At 70.8% G+C, this 15,438-nt stretch carries 15 protein-coding genes, 1 tRNA gene and 1 pseudogene; 7 read left to right on the forward strand and 10 right to left on the reverse strand.

Translation table 11 applies throughout. From position 1 onward, the window contains the following. The first annotated feature begins 103 nt into the window (after positions 1-103). The gene (locus AB0A94_RS12795) at positions 104-724 is read left to right on the forward strand and encodes a MerR family transcriptional regulator (RefSeq protein ID WP_217129886.1); all 621 of its coding nucleotides are present in this window, start codon (positions 104-106) and stop codon (positions 722-724) included. Between the two features lie 134 nt (positions 725-858). Here AB0A94_RS12795 and AB0A94_RS12800 read toward each other — a convergent pair whose 3' ends face one another. Further along, entirely contained in the window at positions 859-1,350 is a 492-nt protein-coding gene (locus tag AB0A94_RS12800) for a cupin domain-containing protein (protein WP_361743031.1), read from the reverse strand. A gap of 161 nt (positions 1,351-1,511) precedes the next feature. Here AB0A94_RS12800 and AB0A94_RS12805 point away from each other — a divergent pair, with 161 nt between their 5' ends. After that, the gene (locus AB0A94_RS12805; protein ID WP_361743034.1) at positions 1,512-2,948 is read left to right on the forward strand and encodes a PLP-dependent aminotransferase family protein; all 1,437 of its coding nucleotides are present in this window, start codon (positions 1,512-1,514) and stop codon (positions 2,946-2,948) included. A 199-nt stretch (positions 2,949-3,147) separates the two neighbouring features. On the opposite strand, the gene AB0A94_RS12810 is transcribed toward AB0A94_RS12805, so the two are convergent. Continuing rightward, positions 3,148-3,633, reverse strand: a complete 486-nt coding sequence (locus tag AB0A94_RS12810) for a carboxymuconolactone decarboxylase family protein (protein WP_361743037.1) — start codon at positions 3,631-3,633, stop codon at positions 3,148-3,150. Positions 3,634-3,772: 139 nt separating this feature from the next. After that, positions 3,773-4,594: an exodeoxyribonuclease III gene (locus AB0A94_RS12815; RefSeq protein ID WP_361743040.1), complete on the reverse strand. Its 822-nt coding sequence runs from the start codon at positions 4,592-4,594 to the stop codon at positions 3,773-3,775. 50 nt (positions 4,595-4,644) lie between these two features. On the opposite strand from AB0A94_RS12815, the gene AB0A94_RS12820 reads away from it, so the two are divergent. Further along, the gene (locus tag AB0A94_RS12820; protein WP_361743042.1) at positions 4,645-5,121 is read left to right on the forward strand and encodes a GNAT family N-acetyltransferase; all 477 of its coding nucleotides are present in this window, start codon (positions 4,645-4,647) and stop codon (positions 5,119-5,121) included. 12 nt (positions 5,122-5,133) lie between these two features. Here AB0A94_RS12820 and AB0A94_RS12825 read toward each other — a convergent pair whose 3' ends face one another. Next, positions 5,134-5,709, reverse strand: a complete 576-nt coding sequence (locus tag AB0A94_RS12825) for a hypothetical protein (RefSeq protein ID WP_361743045.1) — start codon at positions 5,707-5,709, stop codon at positions 5,134-5,136. A 309-nt stretch (positions 5,710-6,018) separates the two neighbouring features. Between AB0A94_RS12825 and AB0A94_RS12830 the strand changes: the two genes are divergently transcribed. The 3 genes from AB0A94_RS12830 to AB0A94_RS12840 all read left to right on the forward strand — a co-directional run bounded on the left by AB0A94_RS12830 (position 6,019) and on the right by AB0A94_RS12840 (position 8,802). After that, entirely contained in the window at positions 6,019-6,465 is a 447-nt protein-coding gene (locus AB0A94_RS12830) for a hypothetical protein (RefSeq protein ID WP_361743047.1), read from the forward strand. 1,307 nt (positions 6,466-7,772) lie between these two features. Beyond that, positions 7,773-8,303 carry an alpha/beta hydrolase gene (locus tag AB0A94_RS12835; RefSeq protein WP_361743237.1) on the forward strand — a complete coding sequence of 177 codons (531 nt, stop codon included), beginning with the start codon at positions 7,773-7,775 and terminating at the stop codon, positions 8,301-8,303. A gap of 79 nt (positions 8,304-8,382) precedes the next feature. Then, positions 8,383-8,802, forward strand: a complete 420-nt coding sequence (locus AB0A94_RS12840) for a hypothetical protein (protein ID WP_361743050.1) — start codon at positions 8,383-8,385, stop codon at positions 8,800-8,802. Between the two features lie 1,194 nt (positions 8,803-9,996). On the opposite strand, the pseudogene AB0A94_RS12845 reads toward AB0A94_RS12840, so the two are convergent. Further along, positions 9,997-10,367: pseudogene (locus tag AB0A94_RS12845) on the reverse strand (serine/threonine protein kinase); the annotation flags it as partial. A gap of 373 nt (positions 10,368-10,740) precedes the next feature. On the opposite strand from AB0A94_RS12845, the gene AB0A94_RS12850 reads away from it, so the two are divergent. Further along, a complete protein-coding gene (locus tag AB0A94_RS12850) occupies positions 10,741-12,018 on the forward strand; it encodes a family 16 glycosylhydrolase (RefSeq protein WP_361743053.1) in 1,278 nt (425 codons plus the stop codon). A gap of 138 nt (positions 12,019-12,156) precedes the next feature. On the opposite strand, the gene AB0A94_RS12855 is transcribed toward AB0A94_RS12850, so the two are convergent. The 5 genes from AB0A94_RS12855 to moaC all read right to left on the reverse strand — a co-directional run bounded on the left by AB0A94_RS12855 (position 12,157) and on the right by moaC (position 15,403). Beyond that, a tRNA-Ala gene (locus AB0A94_RS12855) sits at positions 12,157-12,230 on the reverse strand. A 60-nt stretch (positions 12,231-12,290) separates the two neighbouring features. Beyond that, positions 12,291-13,493, reverse strand: a complete 1,203-nt coding sequence (glpR, locus tag AB0A94_RS12860; RefSeq protein WP_361743056.1) for a gephyrin-like molybdotransferase receptor GlpR — start codon at positions 13,491-13,493, stop codon at positions 12,291-12,293. 172 nt (positions 13,494-13,665) lie between these two features. Further along, positions 13,666-14,304 (reverse strand): GNAT family protein, encoded by a 639-nt coding sequence (locus tag AB0A94_RS12865; RefSeq protein WP_361743059.1) that lies wholly within the window; start codon positions 14,302-14,304, stop codon positions 13,666-13,668. A 26-nt stretch (positions 14,305-14,330) separates the two neighbouring features. Then, positions 14,331-14,876 (reverse strand): MogA/MoaB family molybdenum cofactor biosynthesis protein, encoded by a 546-nt coding sequence (locus AB0A94_RS12870; RefSeq protein WP_361743062.1) that lies wholly within the window; start codon positions 14,874-14,876, stop codon positions 14,331-14,333. Next, positions 14,873-15,403 (reverse strand): cyclic pyranopterin monophosphate synthase MoaC, encoded by a 531-nt coding sequence (gene moaC, locus AB0A94_RS12875; protein WP_361743064.1) that lies wholly within the window; start codon positions 15,401-15,403, stop codon positions 14,873-14,875. Before moaC ends, AB0A94_RS12870 begins: the two co-directional genes overlap by 4 nt. Positions 15,404-15,438: the final 35 nt, after the last annotated feature.

The following is a 15,438-nucleotide window of genomic DNA, read 5'->3' on the forward strand; positions in this document are numbered from 1 at the left end:
ACTGATGGGTAGGGGGCGCGCGAGGAAAGTTACCGCCGGTACGTCCTAGGCTTCAGACGTGGCGGAAGACAGCGAAGTACCCGGTGAGCGGCGCGAGTACCGCATGGACGAGCTGGCCCGGCTGGCCGGCATCACGGTGCGCACGCTGCGCTTCTACCGCGAGCGCAAGCTGATCCCGCCACCGCGCCGCGAGGGCCGCATCGCCTGGTACGACGACCACCACCTGGCCCGGCTGCGCACGATCACGGCGCTCCTGGAACGCGGCCACACCCTGAACGGCATAGCGGAACTCGCCGAGGCCTTCGACCACGGCCGCGACGTCGGCGAACTCCTCGGCATGGACACCCCCACCGAGGAGACCCCGGTCCGCCTCACCCCCGAGGAACTCGCCGACCACTTCTCCGGGGAGGTCACCCCGGAGAACCTGGCCGCCGCACTGGACCTCGGCTACCTCGGCGTCGACGGCGAGGAGATCGTCCACATCAGCCGGCGCCTGCTGGACGTGTCGTCGGCCCTGGTCCGCGAGGGCATCCCGCTCGGGGAGGTGCTCCGCACCGGCGCGGAGGCCCGCGTCCACGCCGACGCGCTGGCCGACCTCTTCGCCGGCCTGATCCTCCGTCACGCCCCGGAGGAGGCCCTCCACCGCCTGCGCCCGCTGGCCCGCAGCGTGGTGGACGCGGAACTGTCCCTGGCCCTGGACCGGCGCCTGCGCAAGCGGGACTGACCGCCGCCGGCGGCCGGGGAGTCACGCCCGCACCGCTCGTCGACGCGCTCTGCCGACGGCGCGTCCTGCCGGTGGCGCGTCCTGCCGACGGCGCGTCCTGCCGCGGGCGCGGACAGGCCCGCCCCCGCGGCCGGTCAGCCCTCGGCGAGCTCCGCCTGCCAGAGGGGGCTGGCGCAGTAGTGGTTGTCGTACCGCTCGGAGCAGGCCTTGATGTCCTCGACGGTGGCCTCCCCCCGGTACACGCGCTCCAGCAGACGGTAGTAGTCGAAGCGGTCCATACCGGGGGTGAAGGCGACCAGGACGTCGGCCTCCTCGCCCCGGGCCGGGGCGAAGGCGTGCGGCAGCCGCGGCGGCACCGTCACGAAGTCGCCCTGCTCCAGGGTGACGATCCGGTCGCCGAGCAGCACTCGCAGGCTGCCGCCGAGCACGAAGAACATCTCGGTCGCCCTGGTGTGGAAGTGCGCGGGAGCACCCGGGGAACCCTCGCGCAGGGTGGCCCGGTTGGCCGTCAGCGCCCCCTGGGTCCGATCGGAGTCGGCGAGCAGGGTGATGAGGCTGGTGGCTCCGTCCTGCAGCGTCTCGGCGGAATCGGCACGGACGAGAACGGGGTGGGTGGACGCGTTCACGGGGTTCTCCTCGGACGTGGTCAGGTCGGTTCGGTGCGACGGCGAGGAGCGGACCCGCACGGGTTGCCCCGGGCCGTCTCCGGCCCCGGCCCCGCGCCGGTCCCCGTTCCTCGTGACCACCACGCTATGTACGCGAAAGACCCCGCGTAGGGTGCATTCCCATGGCTGATTCATGGGTCAATCCGGCCGAACGCGTCGGCAGCGACCTCCACTTGGACCTGGACACCGCCAAGGGCGGCAGTCGCCGCGCCGTACTCGGTCGCGCGCTGCGCGAGGCGATAGCGGAGGGGCGGCTGGCACCGGGCACCCGGCTCCCTCCTTACCGGTCGCTCGCCGCCGACCTCGGGCTGGCCCGCAACACCGTCGCCGAGACCTACGCCGAACTCGTCGCCGAGGGCTGGCTGATCGCCCGCCAGGGGTCGGGGACCCGGGTGGCGCCCAGGGCGAGGCCGGCCGCTTCCCCGCGCGTGCCCAAGCCGGTGCCGGCCCGCCCGGAGCCGCCCGCCCACAATCTGCGGCAAGGCCTGCCGGACGCCGCCTCCTTCCCCCGTACGGCCTGGCTGGCCGCCGCGCGACGGGCACTGAACGCGGCACCCAACGAGGCGTTCGGCCCCGGCGATCCCCGCGGCCGGCCCGAGCTGCGACGCGCCCTCGCCGCGTACCTGTCCCGTGTGCGGGGCGTGCGCACCAGCCCCGAGACGATCGTCGTGTGCTCCGGTTTCGCGCACGCCCTGAGGCTGCTCTTCGAGGGGAAGGCACTGCGCGGTCCCCTGGCCGTGGAGTCCTACGGGCTGCCGTTCCACCGGTCGCTCCTGGAGGCCGCGCGGGTGCGGACCGTGCCCCTGACGCTGGACGAGCACGGGGCGCGCACCACGGAGCTGTTCGCGCTGAAGACCGTGCGGGCGGCGCTGCTCACCCCCGCCCACCAGTTCCCCACCGGGGGGCCGCTCCGCCCCGAGCGGCGGGCCGCCGCGGTGGACTGGGCGCGCGGGAGCGGGGGCGTGCTGCTGGAGGACGACTACGACGGGGAGTTCCGCTACGACCGGGAGCCGGTGGGCGCCCTCCAGGGGCTCGATCCGCAGCGGGTCGTGTACCTCGGCTCGCTCAGCAAGAGCCTCTCCCCCGCGCTGAGGCTGGGGTGGATGGTGCTGCCGGACCACCTGGTGGAGCCCGTGCTGCGCGCCAAGGGCGAGCGCGAGGCGTGGGCCGGTGTCACGGACCAGCTGACCCTGGCCGATTTCATCGAGTCGGGCCACTACGACCGGCACATCCGCCGGACCCGGCAGCGCTACCGGGACCGCAGGGACCGCCTGGTCGGCCTTCTCGCCCGCCGGGCGCCGCACATCGCGCCCACCGGCATCGCCGCCGGGCTGCACGCGGTGCTGAGCCTTCCGCCCGGCAGCGAGCGGTCGGTGACCAAGGCCGCGGCCTGGCAGCGCGTCGCCGTGGACGGGCTGGCCGACTTCCGGCACCCGGCCGCCACCATGCCCGCGCAGGACGGCCTGGTCGTCGGCTACGCCGCACCCCCCGACCACGCTTTCGGAGCGGCACTCGACGCCCTCTGCCGCATCCTGCCCCCACCGCCCGTCGGGGACTGACGGCCGCGGGGGCGGGAAGGACGGGCGGACCCGCGACAAGGGGCCAGGCCGAGGGCGATCGTGCAGCGGGCCCCGCCGAAGCCCACCGCGTACGCGCTCACCACCCGTCACCGGCCCTGGGCGGTGAGGCCGGGGGCCGAGCCGATCCGCGGGCCGGCCTCCCGCGGCCCGCCGGCGGCACCCGGTCGCGTACCGGTGCTCATCGGCGGGCTCCCCGCTGGTCGGTGCCCGGTACCTTGGCCGTGCTCAGGGCAATGCGGTTCCAGGTGTTGATGGTGAGGATCAGGGCGAGCAGGCGGGCCAGTTCGTCATCGGCGAACCGGGCGGCCGCACGCCGGTAGACCGCGTCGGGCACCCCGCCCTCGGAGACGAGGGTGACCGCTTCGGCGAGTTCGAGTGCGGCCTGCTCGGCCTCCGTGAAGAAGTTCCTCGCCTCCCGCCACACGGAGACCATGTGCAGCCGCTCCTCGCTCTCGCCCGCCTTGCGGGCGTCAAAGGTGTGCATGTGGAGGCAGTACGCACAGCCGTTGAGCTGCGAGGACCGGATCTGGACCAGCTCGACGAGCGCCGGGTCCAGGCCTTCGCGGGCCGCCGCGTCGAAGGAGATGAGCGCCTTGAACGCCTTGGGCGCCGCCTCGGCGAAGTCGACGCGGACGCTGTCGGTGGTGGTGCTCTCGTTCGTCATGACCACGACGCTACGGTCGTGAAGGACCCCCGGCGGAGTTCATTCCGGTGCCCGGATCACGGGCCAATCCACCGGCCGGCCCCGCCCGTGCCCCGCCCCGCGCACCGGCGGCTCCGGTACGGTCCCCGGCACGCCGACGTCAGCCCACCCCGGCGGGGACATCCTTGAAGACCACCGTCACCGGCGCGTGGTCCGACCAGCGCTCGGCGTGCGTGGCGGCACGCTCCACGTACGCCTCGACCGCGCGGCCCGCGAGCCCGGGCGTCGCCACGGCGAGGTCGATCCTCCATCCGGTGTCGTTGTCGAACGCCCGCCCCCGGTACGACCACCACGAATACGGTCCGTCCACGTCCGGATGCAGCGCCCGCACGACGTCGACGTACCCGCCGTCCGCCGGATCGAGCACCCGGGACAGCCATTCCCGCTCCTCCGGCAGGAACCCGGAGCTCTTGGTGTTCCCGCGCCAGTTCTTCAGGTCGGTCTTCTCGTGGGCGATGTTCCAGTCCCCGCAGACGACGACCTCCCGCCCGCCCGCGGCGGCCCGCTCCCGCAGCCCTCGGAGATAGCCGAGGAACTGGTCCATGAACCGGATCTTCTCCTCCTGCCGCTCGGTCCCGACCTCCCCGGACGGCAGATAGAGGGAGGCGACGGTCACACCGGGCAGATCGACCTCCACGTACCGCCCGCTGTCGTCGAACTCGTCCGACCCGAACCCCACCTGAACGCGCTCGGGCTCACGCCGGGAGTACAGGGACACCCCCGCGCGCCCCTTGGCGACGGCGGGCGCGTGCACGACATGCCACCCCTCGGGCTCCCGCACCTGCTCCGGCAGCTGCTTCGCCTCCGCCCGCACCTCCTGCAGACACAGCACATCGGCGGAGGTCCCGGCCAGCCACTCCACGAAGCCCTTCTTGGCGGCGGCCCGCAGTCCATTGACGTTGACGGAGGTCACAGTGAGCATCAGGGCACGATACGGCACTCCAGGTCCGGGCGTGTTTTACGGTATTCGGCATGGATATCCGCCGGGTCCCCTACGACCACCCCGACGCCGTGAAGCTGGACGCCGAAGTCCAGGCCGAGTACCACGTCCGCTACGGCGACGGCGGCGACGCCACCCCCATGGACCCGGCGGACTTCAGGCCCCCGAACGGCACCTACCTGATCGCGTACGACGAGTCCGGCGTCCCCGTGGCCTCCGGCGGCTGGCGCGCCCAGGACGCCAACGGCGAGGGCAACCGGGACGGCGACGCCGAGCTGAAGCGCATGTACGTGATCGAGCAGATGCGCGGCCGGGGCCTGGCCCGCCGCGTCCTGGCCGCCCTGGAGGAGGACGCCCGCGCGGCCGGCCGCGTCCGCATGGTCCTGGAGACCGGCACGAAGCAGCCGGAGGCCATCGCCCTGTACGCCTCCAGCGGCTACGAGCCCTGCGAGAAGTTCGGCTACTACCGCTTCCACGAGGAGAGCCGCTGCTACGCGAAGACGCTGTAGCGGCCGACCCGGTCAGTCCAGGCCGAGCAGGAAGTACGCCGCGTCACGAGACGTGCCGTAGGGCCAGCCGACCTCCACGGTGACCGGGACCCCCCGTCCGCTCGGCTCGACGTGGACCGGGACGCTGCGCGTCTCGTCCACGCCGAGGGGCCGGGCGAGGGCGGAGTCGCACTCCCTCCGGTTCAGCCATGTCAGGTCGTGGCCGACGGCGTCGTCCGAGGGCTCGCCCTCCCGGACCTCGAGCGTCTCGCACCCGTCGTCGAACGACACCTCCTCGTCGGTGTCGTTCTCATAGGTGACCGTCAAGCCGTACGTGCCGTCGGGCTCCCGTCGCGGAGGACCGACCGTGACCTTCAGACCGTCCTCGTACCGGGCGGTCGCACCGGGGCCGAGCGGATCCCACCTGTCGCCGGAGGCCCCGGTCTGTTCCAACTGCCCGGACCCGTCCAGTCCCTTCTCGAACTCGTCCAGCGCCCAGGCGCCCCAGGCGAGCAGGACGAGGAAGAGCAACAGCGCGACCGCGCAGCCGATGAAGCACCCCGTTTCCTTCACGGCCGGGAGGTTCGCGGGGACCGGATGCGTTTCCATGCGGGCCACGGTAGGGACCGGTCCTCCGCCCGATCATGAGCGCGCGTACTCATAGATCGTTCCGACAGTACCGAGGGCCACCCGAGTACCGGACGACGCGGCATCCGCTGCTCGGCCGCCCCCGGGCCAGGCACCGCACCCCGCCCCCTCGGTGACCGGATCCGTCTGAGTACGCCTACTCAAACGCCCTGGTGGCCGATACGGAGGAGGCGGAAGGTGACGACCCGCTACCGTCCGTACCGATCACGACGGCACGGCGATCGCACGCTCGCATCAGCTCGGCGGCGTACGGCAGGGGGAGGTCCACGCATGGCGTGGGACGAATGGGAGCAGCTGAAGGCCGCAGCGGCCGAGCGGCACACCGCACGGATGCAGCTCGACCAGCTGCCCGCCGACCGGGGTGGCGGCGGTGCTGCCGATCTCATCTCGAACCGGTCGGCCTGGACGAAGGCCGGTACGGACATCGGCTCGCTGCGTGAGGACATCGGCAAGGCGACGGCGCAGCTGAAGGACGGCCAGACGGGCCTCGGCAGCGACGCCGGCTGTCTGACCGCAGCGGCTCAGAACGACGTCCACGCCTTCTGGGAGACCTACGTCAAGAACGTCAGCGGGCGCTGCGGAAAGCTCTCCGGCCTCCTGGTGAAAGCGGGCAAGGACCAGTCCGAGACGGACAAGTCGATCGAGGCCCAGGTCACCGCACTTGAAGTGACGTACGCGGACACACCGGCCGTCGGCGGCCAGGCCAAGGGGCGGTGACGAGACGCCATGGATCTCGCGACGCTCAAAGCACTCAAGCCGGCCGAGTACTCCGAAGCGGCCGACGGTTACCGCAGCACCGCGAAGATGGCGAGTGAGGCCAAGGACCGCGTCGAGAACCAGATTGCCGTGGCCATGAAGAACAGCCTGAAGGGCGAGGCCGCGACAGCGGCGAACAAGCAGATGAGGCTGCTCGGCCAGAACTTCCACTACATCCAGACCCAGTGCGGTCTCGTCAGCACCGCCCTCGAAGCGTTCTCGTACGAGCTGGAAGCGGCCAGAAAGAAACTCGACCTCGCCCTTGAGAACGCCAAGGCGGCGAACCTCACCGTGAACACCGACGGCTCGGTCACCTACCCGGCGGGCGGGGAGAAGTCCGAGGACGGCAAGACCCCCGCGGGCGGCACGGTGAGCGGACTGACGGACGACACGGCCCCCGCGGTCGGCCGCCAGGCGGCCGACCCCAACCCCAACCACCGCCTCGCACAGGACTGCGCCGACCTGATCGCCGCCGCCCTCAAGGCCGCGACGGAAGCCGACGAGAAGTGGGCACCGAAGCTGCGGGCCCTGAAGGCGGACGACGACCTCACCGTCTCCGACACGGACTGGGCCGACACCTCCTCCGACACGAAGGGCGTGAGCGAGGCCGGCAAGAAAGGCGTGAGCGAGGCCGGCAAGAAGTACCTCGACTCGCTCCCGCAGCCACCCAAGGACGGAACCCCCCAGGAGAACTCAGAATGGTGGCAGTCCCTCAGGCCCGAGGAACAGGCTGCGTGGATGTCCGCCGACCCGAGGGCCGTAGGTGGGCTCAACGGGCTGCCGTCCGCAGTCCGGGACGAAGCCAACCGCATCGTGTTCAGCGAAACACGCGCACAACTTCAACTGGAACTGAACTCGATCCCCAAGGCCCCTGCCAACGAGTGGGCGTGGATCACCTCAGGCCCGTACCCGTCCAAGGTGCACACCGACGAGTGGATGGACTGGCACAGGGAGTACGGGAACCGCTACGCGCAACTGAACCAGACCCTCAAGGGCATGGAGCACGTTCAGGGCCGTTTCGACCGGACTGGTGCAGGAGGCCTGCCCAAGGCATATCTGCTTGGATTCGACCCTGCGGGCCTGGGTGACGGAAGGGTCGTTCTCGCCAACGGTGATCCTGACAAGGCGGACCATGTGGCTGTCTATGTGCCCGGCACCCACGCCGGCCTCGAAAAATCGGGGAAGGGGAAGATCATGGGGACATCGGCCGCGCGGAGAGACTGTGGGCCGAGAGCACCAAGCTTTCGCCTGGCCAGAACGTCTCCACGATCACCTGGCTCGACTACAACGCTCCGGACAGCATCGTCCCGCAGGCAAGTAGCGGCAAATACGCGGAGGAGGGCGGTCCGCGCCTCTACGACTTCCTCCAGGGTAATAGGGAAGCCCATGAGAACGCTTCCGGGAGCACAGCCCACACCACGGTGATCGGGCACAGTTACGGGAGCACGGTCGTCGGTGTCTCGGCGCAGTCCGGCAGTTGGAAGGATCCTGAGGCCGTTGCCGACTATGTCTTCGCTGGTAGCCCCGGCGTCCAGGCAGATTATGAGGCCGACCTGGGTGCAGGCGCGCACCATGTGTGGGTGATGGGCGGCCCTGGGGATGACCAGGTAGTTCGCCAGGGCGGTCGCCTCGTGGGGCTCGGCGACAATCTGGTCATTCCCACCGATGAATCGTTCGGCGGGAACGTCATGAAGAGTGACTCGGACGGACACGGCGGGTTCTGGGATCAGGGATCCCTGAGCCTACGCAACCAGGCCGCCGCGATCACCGGAAAATATCATAGGATTGAACTTGAATAGGCAAATCATGAGTTTTGTGTATACAGCCGCAGCCTGCATACTGCTGGCCGCATGCTCACAAGGGGGTGACTCGACCGACATGCAGGTGCGCGACGGGGAAGTCGTCAAGACAGAGGTCGAGCAAGCATCCAGTCGAATTCTTGAAATAATGGCCCTCAAGGGAAAGGTGACGGATGCCGGCGCCATGACGGTACGATGTACGGACTATGAATCGGACGAGGAAGTCTACCGCGCACGCCACCCATGGAGCGTCTATCAGGTCCCCGTGACGGCCATGGCGGAGGCGATGGACCGCCTTCGTGACCGCCTCCCCAGGGACGGCTGGGAGATCGTCAAGGACGGCGTGGACGACAGTCCCGCGAAGACCCCACAAATCGTCGCCGAGTCCAAGGGGAAAGAATACTCGGTGGATCTGCGACTGCTCGACGAGAGCAAGTACGGCGACGCCTCATCACTCATCGAGGTAACAGTCGTTTCGGCCTGCTATCGATCCAAGTGAACCCCACTCACCATAAAGGACTGGTGGCGATATCGGTCAGAAACTCATGAGTTTCTCGTCCAGGACACAGCACACGTGCGGACCACCGAAGCAGCCGCGGACGATGTGCGGCTGACGTTGTCCCCGATGGAAGAACCGAGGCAACCCTTGAGCAGGGTACGCACCACAGCCGCACTCATGACGTTGACATCCGTTCTCTCGGGTTCCGCGACGACCCAGACACGCCCTCCGAGGGAAGTTGACGAGATCCGCGCAATCCTCCCGGATCCGAACGCCCGCTCCGAATTCTGGTCGGCAGCCACGCCCGTTTCCGCTCCTCCTCCTGTATAACGGGCTCGCGCCCAGCCAGCAGTAAAATGCCGACTGCTCGCCTCGAACCTCGGCTCGTCGGTCACTGTCCGGGTTCCTCAAGCTCTTACGACGAACCGTGCCTTCCACGTACGGGACCGGCTGCGCCACCCGGTGGGACGCGATCTCGCGGGGGCTCATGACACCAGTCCTGCTGGAAGCGTGAGCACCCGGCAGGTGAATGCAACTCACGTACTCATATGAGCGGCGTACGCACACCAGAGGCCGAAGTGCTCTCACTTTTCAGGGAGTATGTGCCTCTTGGCCGGTGCTCATCGGTGGATGTGGTCAAGCTTTCTTCGAGGCGGCCGTCCCTTGCGTGACCAAGTCCTCTGTCTGCGTGAGGGGTCCCATTCCGGACCCGAACGTCCGCTCTGCATTCTGGTCGGCGGCCACGCCCGTTTCCGCTCCTCCTGCTGTGTAGCGTGCTCACGTCCAGACGACGGTAAAAGCCGACTGCTCGTCACCTGCCCACCGCACAGCCCGGGGACTCATGAGCGCACCCCCGGGGCACGGTCCCCGGTACCACCGCTGACGGCGCTTTCAGTGTCATGCGCGTCCGGCGAGGGCAGGCGTCGGCCCCGGGACTCTGCGACGCGCAGTGCGTCGGCCAGGCACTCGGTGAGCCGGACGGCGGTGTAACGCACCTCGACGTTCGGGGACAGGGGATCGTCCAGCACCCGTCGAGCGCGGCCGAGCATCCCCAGGCCGACGGCCAACTGCCGCGCCTCCGTCTCGTCGGCCGGCCGCGAGACATGGCCGCCTCCGATTCAGCGCTGGCCGCGCCCCGGGAGGTCCGGCCACCTCGCCGGGGCTTTACACGACCGACGCTATAGCTCACTGCATCTCCTCGGCCATGACGATGTTGCCGGGCTTCAGGTCGCAGTGGACCAGACCGCAGTCGTGGATGGGGCTTCCAGGGCCTCCGCGAGCGCCGCGCCGAGCGCCTTCAGTCCCCCTGCGTCCATGGGGCCCTGGGACCGGATGCGCTCGGCGAGCGTCGACCCCGGCACGTACGCCGTCGCCGGCCAGGGCGGGTTCGCGTCCGGGTCCGCGTCGACGACCGGCGCCGTGTGGAAGCCGCCGACGGCGCGCGCCGCGGTCACCTCGGCACGGAACCGGGCGCGGAAGTCGGGGTCGGCGGTGAGCTCGCCCCGCGCGACCTTCACGGCGACGGCACGCCCTCCGCGCGACCGGGCCAGGTACACGGCCCCCATGCCGCCCTCGCCGAGTGTGCGCTCGACGGCATACGGTCCGACGCGTTCCACGCGGCCCTCGTTCCCCCGCCATCCGTTCGCGCCCGTGCGGTCCCCCGAGAAGCGTTCAGCCGCCCCCCTTGGACGGGATCATCCCACTTCACGGATCACGCAGAAGGCCTGCCGGCTCGGGTCACCGTCGGCCCGTTCCCCCTCCGCCCGCTTAAGTCGCCCTTAAACGCTCATTAAGCGATCAGACGCAGGCCTTATGACGGTAAGTAACCCCAGCTCAGAGCTGGTTGAGACGCAAACCGGGCAGTTGGTTGCACCGTCAATCGTCCGTAGCATCGGGGCTCCCCCACGCAACTTCCCCACAGACAAGGTGTGTTCAGTCATGGCCGCTCACCGCGCACGCCGGTGGTCGCTCGGCGGGCTCGTCCTGCTGGTCTCCACCGCGGTCGTCGCCGCCTTCGCCTTCCTCACCACAGGACCGTCCGCCGACCGGGCGGACGCCGCCACCACCGCGCTGACCTGGTCCGACGAGTTCAACGGCCCGGCCGGCAGCGCCCCGGACCCCGGCAAGTGGACACTGGAGACCGGCGGCAGCGGCAACGGCAACCACGAGCTGCAGTACTACCGCGACAGCAGGGACAACGCCGCCCTCGACGGCAACGGCAACCTCGTCATCACCGCCCGCAAGAACACCGACACCGGGCTCCAGTGCTGGTACGGCCCCTGCCAGTACACCTCCGCCCGCCTCAACACCGCCAAGACCTTCACCCAGGCCTACGGTCACTTCGAGGCGCGCATCAAGGTGCCCCGCGGTCAGGGCATGTGGCCCGCGTTCTGGATGCTCGGTGACGACCTGGGCACGGTCGGATGGCCGGGCAGCGGTGAGATCGACATCATGGAGAACGTCGGTTACGAACCCGGCGTCGTCCACGGCACCGTCCACGGCCCCGGCTACTCCGGTGGCGGCGGCATCGGCGCCGCGTACACGCTCCCGGGCGGCGCGTCCTTCGCCGACGGATTCCACGTCTTCGCGGTCGACTGGAGCCCCGAGAAGATCACCTGGTCCGTCGACGGGCGGGCCTACCAGACCCGCACCCCGGCCGACCTGGGCGGCAAGAAGTGGGTCTACGACCACCCGTTCTTCCTCATCCTCAACCTCGCCGTCGGCGGCGACTGGCCCGGCAGCCCGAACGCCGGCACCGCGTTCCCGCAGACGATGACCATCGACTACGTACGCGTCTCCGCCTCCGGCGGCTCCTCCGGGGACGGCGGCACCGTCCGCACCGGCGCCGTCAAGGGCATCGGCGACATGTGCGTCGACGTCGCCGGCGCCTCGCCCGCGGACGGGACCCCGATCCAGCTGCACGACTGCACCGGCGTCGACGCGCAGAAGTGGACCCTGGGGAGCGACGGCACCGTACGCGCCCTCGGCAAGTGCCTCGACGTCCGCGGCGCCTCCACCGCGGACGGGACGCCCGTGCAGCTCCACACCTGCAACGGCACCAAGGCCCAGCAGTGGACCTACACCTCCGCCCGCGACCTGACCAACATCGGCGCGGACAAGTGCCTGGACGCCAAGGGCGGCTCCTCCTCCGACGGCACACCCTTGCAGATCTGGACGTGCACCGGCGCCGCCAACCAGAAGTGGACGGTCGCCTGACCCGACGGCCCACCGAGAGCACGCCCCCGGACCGATCCCGGACCGGGGGCGTTCTGTCGAAGTACTCGGTACGAGCAGAGCGTTGGCACCACATGCCGAAGCCCCGGTCGGTGATACCGACCGGGGCTTCGAGCTGCGTGGACCTGAGGGGATTTGAACCCCTGGCCCCCTCGATGCGAACGAGGTGCGCTACCGGACTGCGCCACAGGCCCTTGCAACGAGTGAAACTTTAGCATCCCGATCGGGGTGCTCGGAAATCCGTTGGCCCGGCGCTACTCGTTGGCGGCCTTCGGACGCTCCCCGTCCTCGTACTGGTCGAAGAGGGGGGTGCGGCCGCGTTCGCGGGAGCGGCGGGCCGAGGCCGCCCGGCGGGCGTCGCTGCGGTCGTCCGCGGGGGCGGCCGGGTCCGGGTCCGCTTCGTCGGCCGGACCCTGCGCCTCGTCCGCCGGTACGGCGCTGGAGCGGGCCGAGCTCCAGGTGGCCGGGGCACCGAGGTCCACGTCGCCCGTGGCGCGGGGGGCGACCGGGGCGGTCACGTACGTCGGGAGCGGTACCGGGACCGGGTCCCAGCTGTCGCCGCCCTGGCCGGGCCGCCGCTGCCGCTCGCGCTGCTGGTCGACCCACTCGGCGTGGTCGGTCTGCTCGACGAGCGCGCGCCGGTCCGCGGCGAGCGCGGTCAGCCCCGGGTCGACGTCGACTCCCGCTTCCGGCCCCTCCGGTTCGTCGGGGTCGGCGTCCTCGACGGACGGGCGGCGGCGCGGCTGGCGCTCCCGCTCGCGCAGCCGCTGCGCCGCGACCTCGGCCTGGCGGCGGTCCATCTGGTAGGCGAAGCGGCGGCGCTCCTGGGAGCGCAGATACGCGATGTACGCACTCAGCAGCACGGCCGGTACACCGGGCGCCCACAGGAACGCGAGCCCGCCGACCGCCGCGACGATCGCGCCGAGCGTGAAGGCGGCGAAGAGCATCGTGGTGGTGCGCCGGCGGCGGGCGAGCGCCTTCGAGCGCTGGGCGCGCGCGGCGGCGGCCTGCGCCGCCCGGGCCCGCTGGGCGTCCGGTCCGCGGCGGGCGGCCGGGACGCGCGCCCGCGCGGCGGCCGGTTCGGGCGCCCGCCGTTCCGCGCCTTCGCGCGGGGGCCGGCCGGGTGCCGGTTCCGGCTGCTCCGCGGGGAGTGACGGTACGGGTGCCTGGGTCTGCGGACGGGTCTGGGACACGGCGAAGGCCCGGACGTCCACCGAGTCGGTGATCGCATCCGGGTCGTGGACGCCCTGCTCCCCCTCCTCGGAGGAGCGCGCCCGCAGGTCCTTGGCGTACCGGCGCTCCATGCCCGCCCGTCCGGACAGCAATCGGATGGCGGTGCTGAAGCGTTCCGTCGGACGGGCCTCGTTCAGCTCGTCCTGCCTACGGAGCCACATCGGCACCAAGTAGGCGGCCCAGGCCCCGACGATGACTGCGTAGATGAGGCCGCTGCTGCTCACGTCTCACACGGTAGAGGGGTTTGCACGGGGCCATCCGCCAATTGGACCGGTGTGTCGCACGATCTGGCTGATATTTCGAACTTTTCTTGTGACCGACGCGATCGGGGGACGACCCGAACCGGGAATTCCGCGCCGGAAGGCGGTCACCCCTCGCTCAAATTCGAACGTTTATTCAATTTCCGGGACCGTGCGGGATTCCCGGATTACGCCGCTCGTGGCCGGACCGCCCCCCGGAGCGTGCCCGGCGCCACCGGGCGAGCAAACCGTCGGGCACCTCTTCCGCCGTGAGCGCGAAGACGAGATGGTCGCGCCAGGCCCCGTCGATGTGGAGATATCGGGGCCGCAGCCCCTCCTCGCGGAATCCGAGTTTCTCCACCACCCTGCGGCTCGGCCCGTTCTCGGGGCGAATGCAGACCTCGATGCGGTGCAGTCCGACGGTGCGGAAACAGTGGTCCACGACCATCGCCACGGCCGTCGGCACCACTCCGCGGCCGGCCACCGCCTCGTCCACCCAGTAGCCGATGTGACCCGAGCACATCGAGCCCCAGGTGATCCCGGCGACCGTCAACTGGCCGACGAGACGGCCCTGGTACTCGATGACGAACGGCAGCATCCGGCCCGCGTTCGCCTCCGACCTCAGGTGGCGGACCATCTGACGGTACGTCGGCCGGTGGGTGACCGGGCCGCTGGGCGTGGGCGGCGGGATCGTCGCCTCCCAGGGCCGCAGCCAGTCGCGGTTGCGCCGGTTGATCTCACGCCAGGCCTTCTGGTCGCGCAGCTTTATCGGCCGGAGGACGATGTCGCCGTCCATCAGCTCGACCGGCCAGTGTGGGCTGTTCAGCTCGCACCCCCGCCGGTGGCGTCCGGCCTCGGGTGGTCCCCGCCGCGCAGCTGGTCCACGGCGTGCTTCAGCAGCGGCTCCAGGACGGCGAGACCGTCCTTCACCCCGCCGCTGGACCCCGGCAGGTTGACGATCAGCGTCCGGCCGCCCGCGACTCCCGCGAGGCCCCGGGAGAGCGCCGCCGTGGGCACCTTGTCCCGGCCGTACGCCCGGATGGCCTCCGCGATGCCGGGGACCTCGTGGTCGATGACCCGGCGGGTCGCCTCGGGGGTGCGGTCGGTGGGTGAGACGCCGGTGCCGCCGGTGGTGACGATGACGTCGTAGGCGGCGTCGACGCCCGCGCGGAGAACCGCCTCCACGGGGTCGCCGTCGGGGACCACCTGGGGACCGTCGACCGCGAACCCGAAGCGCCGCAGTCCCTCCGCGACCAGCGGGCCGCCCTTGTCCTCGTAGACGCCGGCGGCGGCCCGGTTGGAGGCCGTGACCACGAGCGCGCTGTACGGGGCGAGCAGCGCGCCGCCGGCGGTCGTGTCGAGTGTCATGCCCGGCTCCAGTCGCCCGACTTGCCGCCCGTCTTCTCCTCGACCCGCACGTCCGTGATGACCGCCTCCTTGTCGACCGCCTTGACCATGTCGATCACGGTGAGCGCGGCGACCGACACCGCGGTGAGCGCCTCCATCTCGACGCCCGTGCGGTCCGTCGTCCTCACGGTCGCCGCGATCTCCACGGCGTCGTCCGCGACCGACAGGTCCAGTTTCACACCGGACACCGACAGCGGGTGGCACAGCGGGATCAGATCGGGGGTGCGTTTGGCGCCCATGATGCCCGCGATGCGCGCGGTGGCCAGCGCGTCGCCCTTGGGGACGCCCTCGCCGCGCAGCAGCTCGATCACGCGCGGTGAGACGAGGACGCGGCCGGTGGCCCGCGCGGTGCGCGCGGTGACGTCCTTGCCGGACACGTCGACCATGCGGGCGGCGCCCGCCGCGTCGAGGTGGGTCAGACGGGACCGCTCGGCGGGTCCGGAGGATTCGGAGGGTCCGGGGGTCTCCCCCCGGGAAGGCACGGTCATGATCGTGTGGCGCTCCCGGTCCTGGCCCGTCGCGG

The organism is Streptomyces sp. NPDC044984 (genome assembly GCF_040646935.1).
In the GTDB taxonomy this organism is placed as follows: Bacteria; Actinomycetota; Actinomycetes; order Streptomycetales; family Streptomycetaceae; genus Streptomyces.

Bases quoted from the DNA above. Each gene is read 5' to 3' on its own strand.
- AB0A94_RS12795 (WP_217129886.1), top strand. From the start codon at position 104: ATGGACGAGCTGGCCCGGCTGGCCGGCATCACGGTGCGCACGCTGCGC.
- AB0A94_RS12805 (WP_361743034.1), top strand. From the start codon at position 1,512: ATGGCTGATTCATGGGTCAATCCGGCCGAACGCGTCGGCAGCGACCTC.
- AB0A94_RS12810 (WP_361743037.1), bottom strand. From the start codon at position 3,633: ATGACGAACGAGAGCACCACCACCGACAGCGTCCGCGTCGACTTCGCC.
- AB0A94_RS12815 (WP_361743040.1), bottom strand. From the start codon at position 4,594: ATGCTCACTGTGACCTCCGTCAACGTCAATGGACTGCGGGCCGCCGCC.
- AB0A94_RS12820 (WP_361743042.1), top strand. From the start codon at position 4,645: ATGGATATCCGCCGGGTCCCCTACGACCACCCCGACGCCGTGAAGCTG.
- AB0A94_RS12825 (WP_361743045.1), bottom strand. From the start codon at position 5,709: ATGGAAACGCATCCGGTCCCCGCGAACCTCCCGGCCGTGAAGGAAACG.
- AB0A94_RS12830 (WP_361743047.1), top strand. From the start codon at position 6,019: ATGGCGTGGGACGAATGGGAGCAGCTGAAGGCCGCAGCGGCCGAGCGG.
- AB0A94_RS12840 (WP_361743050.1), top strand. From the start codon at position 8,383: ATGCAGGTGCGCGACGGGGAAGTCGTCAAGACAGAGGTCGAGCAAGCA.
- AB0A94_RS12850 (WP_361743053.1), top strand. From the start codon at position 10,741: ATGGCCGCTCACCGCGCACGCCGGTGGTCGCTCGGCGGGCTCGTCCTG.
- AB0A94_RS12865 (WP_361743059.1), bottom strand. From the start codon at position 14,304: ATGGACGGCGACATCGTCCTCCGGCCGATAAAGCTGCGCGACCAGAAG.
- AB0A94_RS12870 (WP_361743062.1), bottom strand. From the start codon at position 14,876: ATGACACTCGACACGACCGCCGGCGGCGCGCTGCTCGCCCCGTACAGC.
- moaC (WP_361743064.1), bottom strand. From the start codon at position 15,403: ATGACCGTGCCTTCCCGGGGGGAGACCCCCGGACCCTCCGAATCCTCC.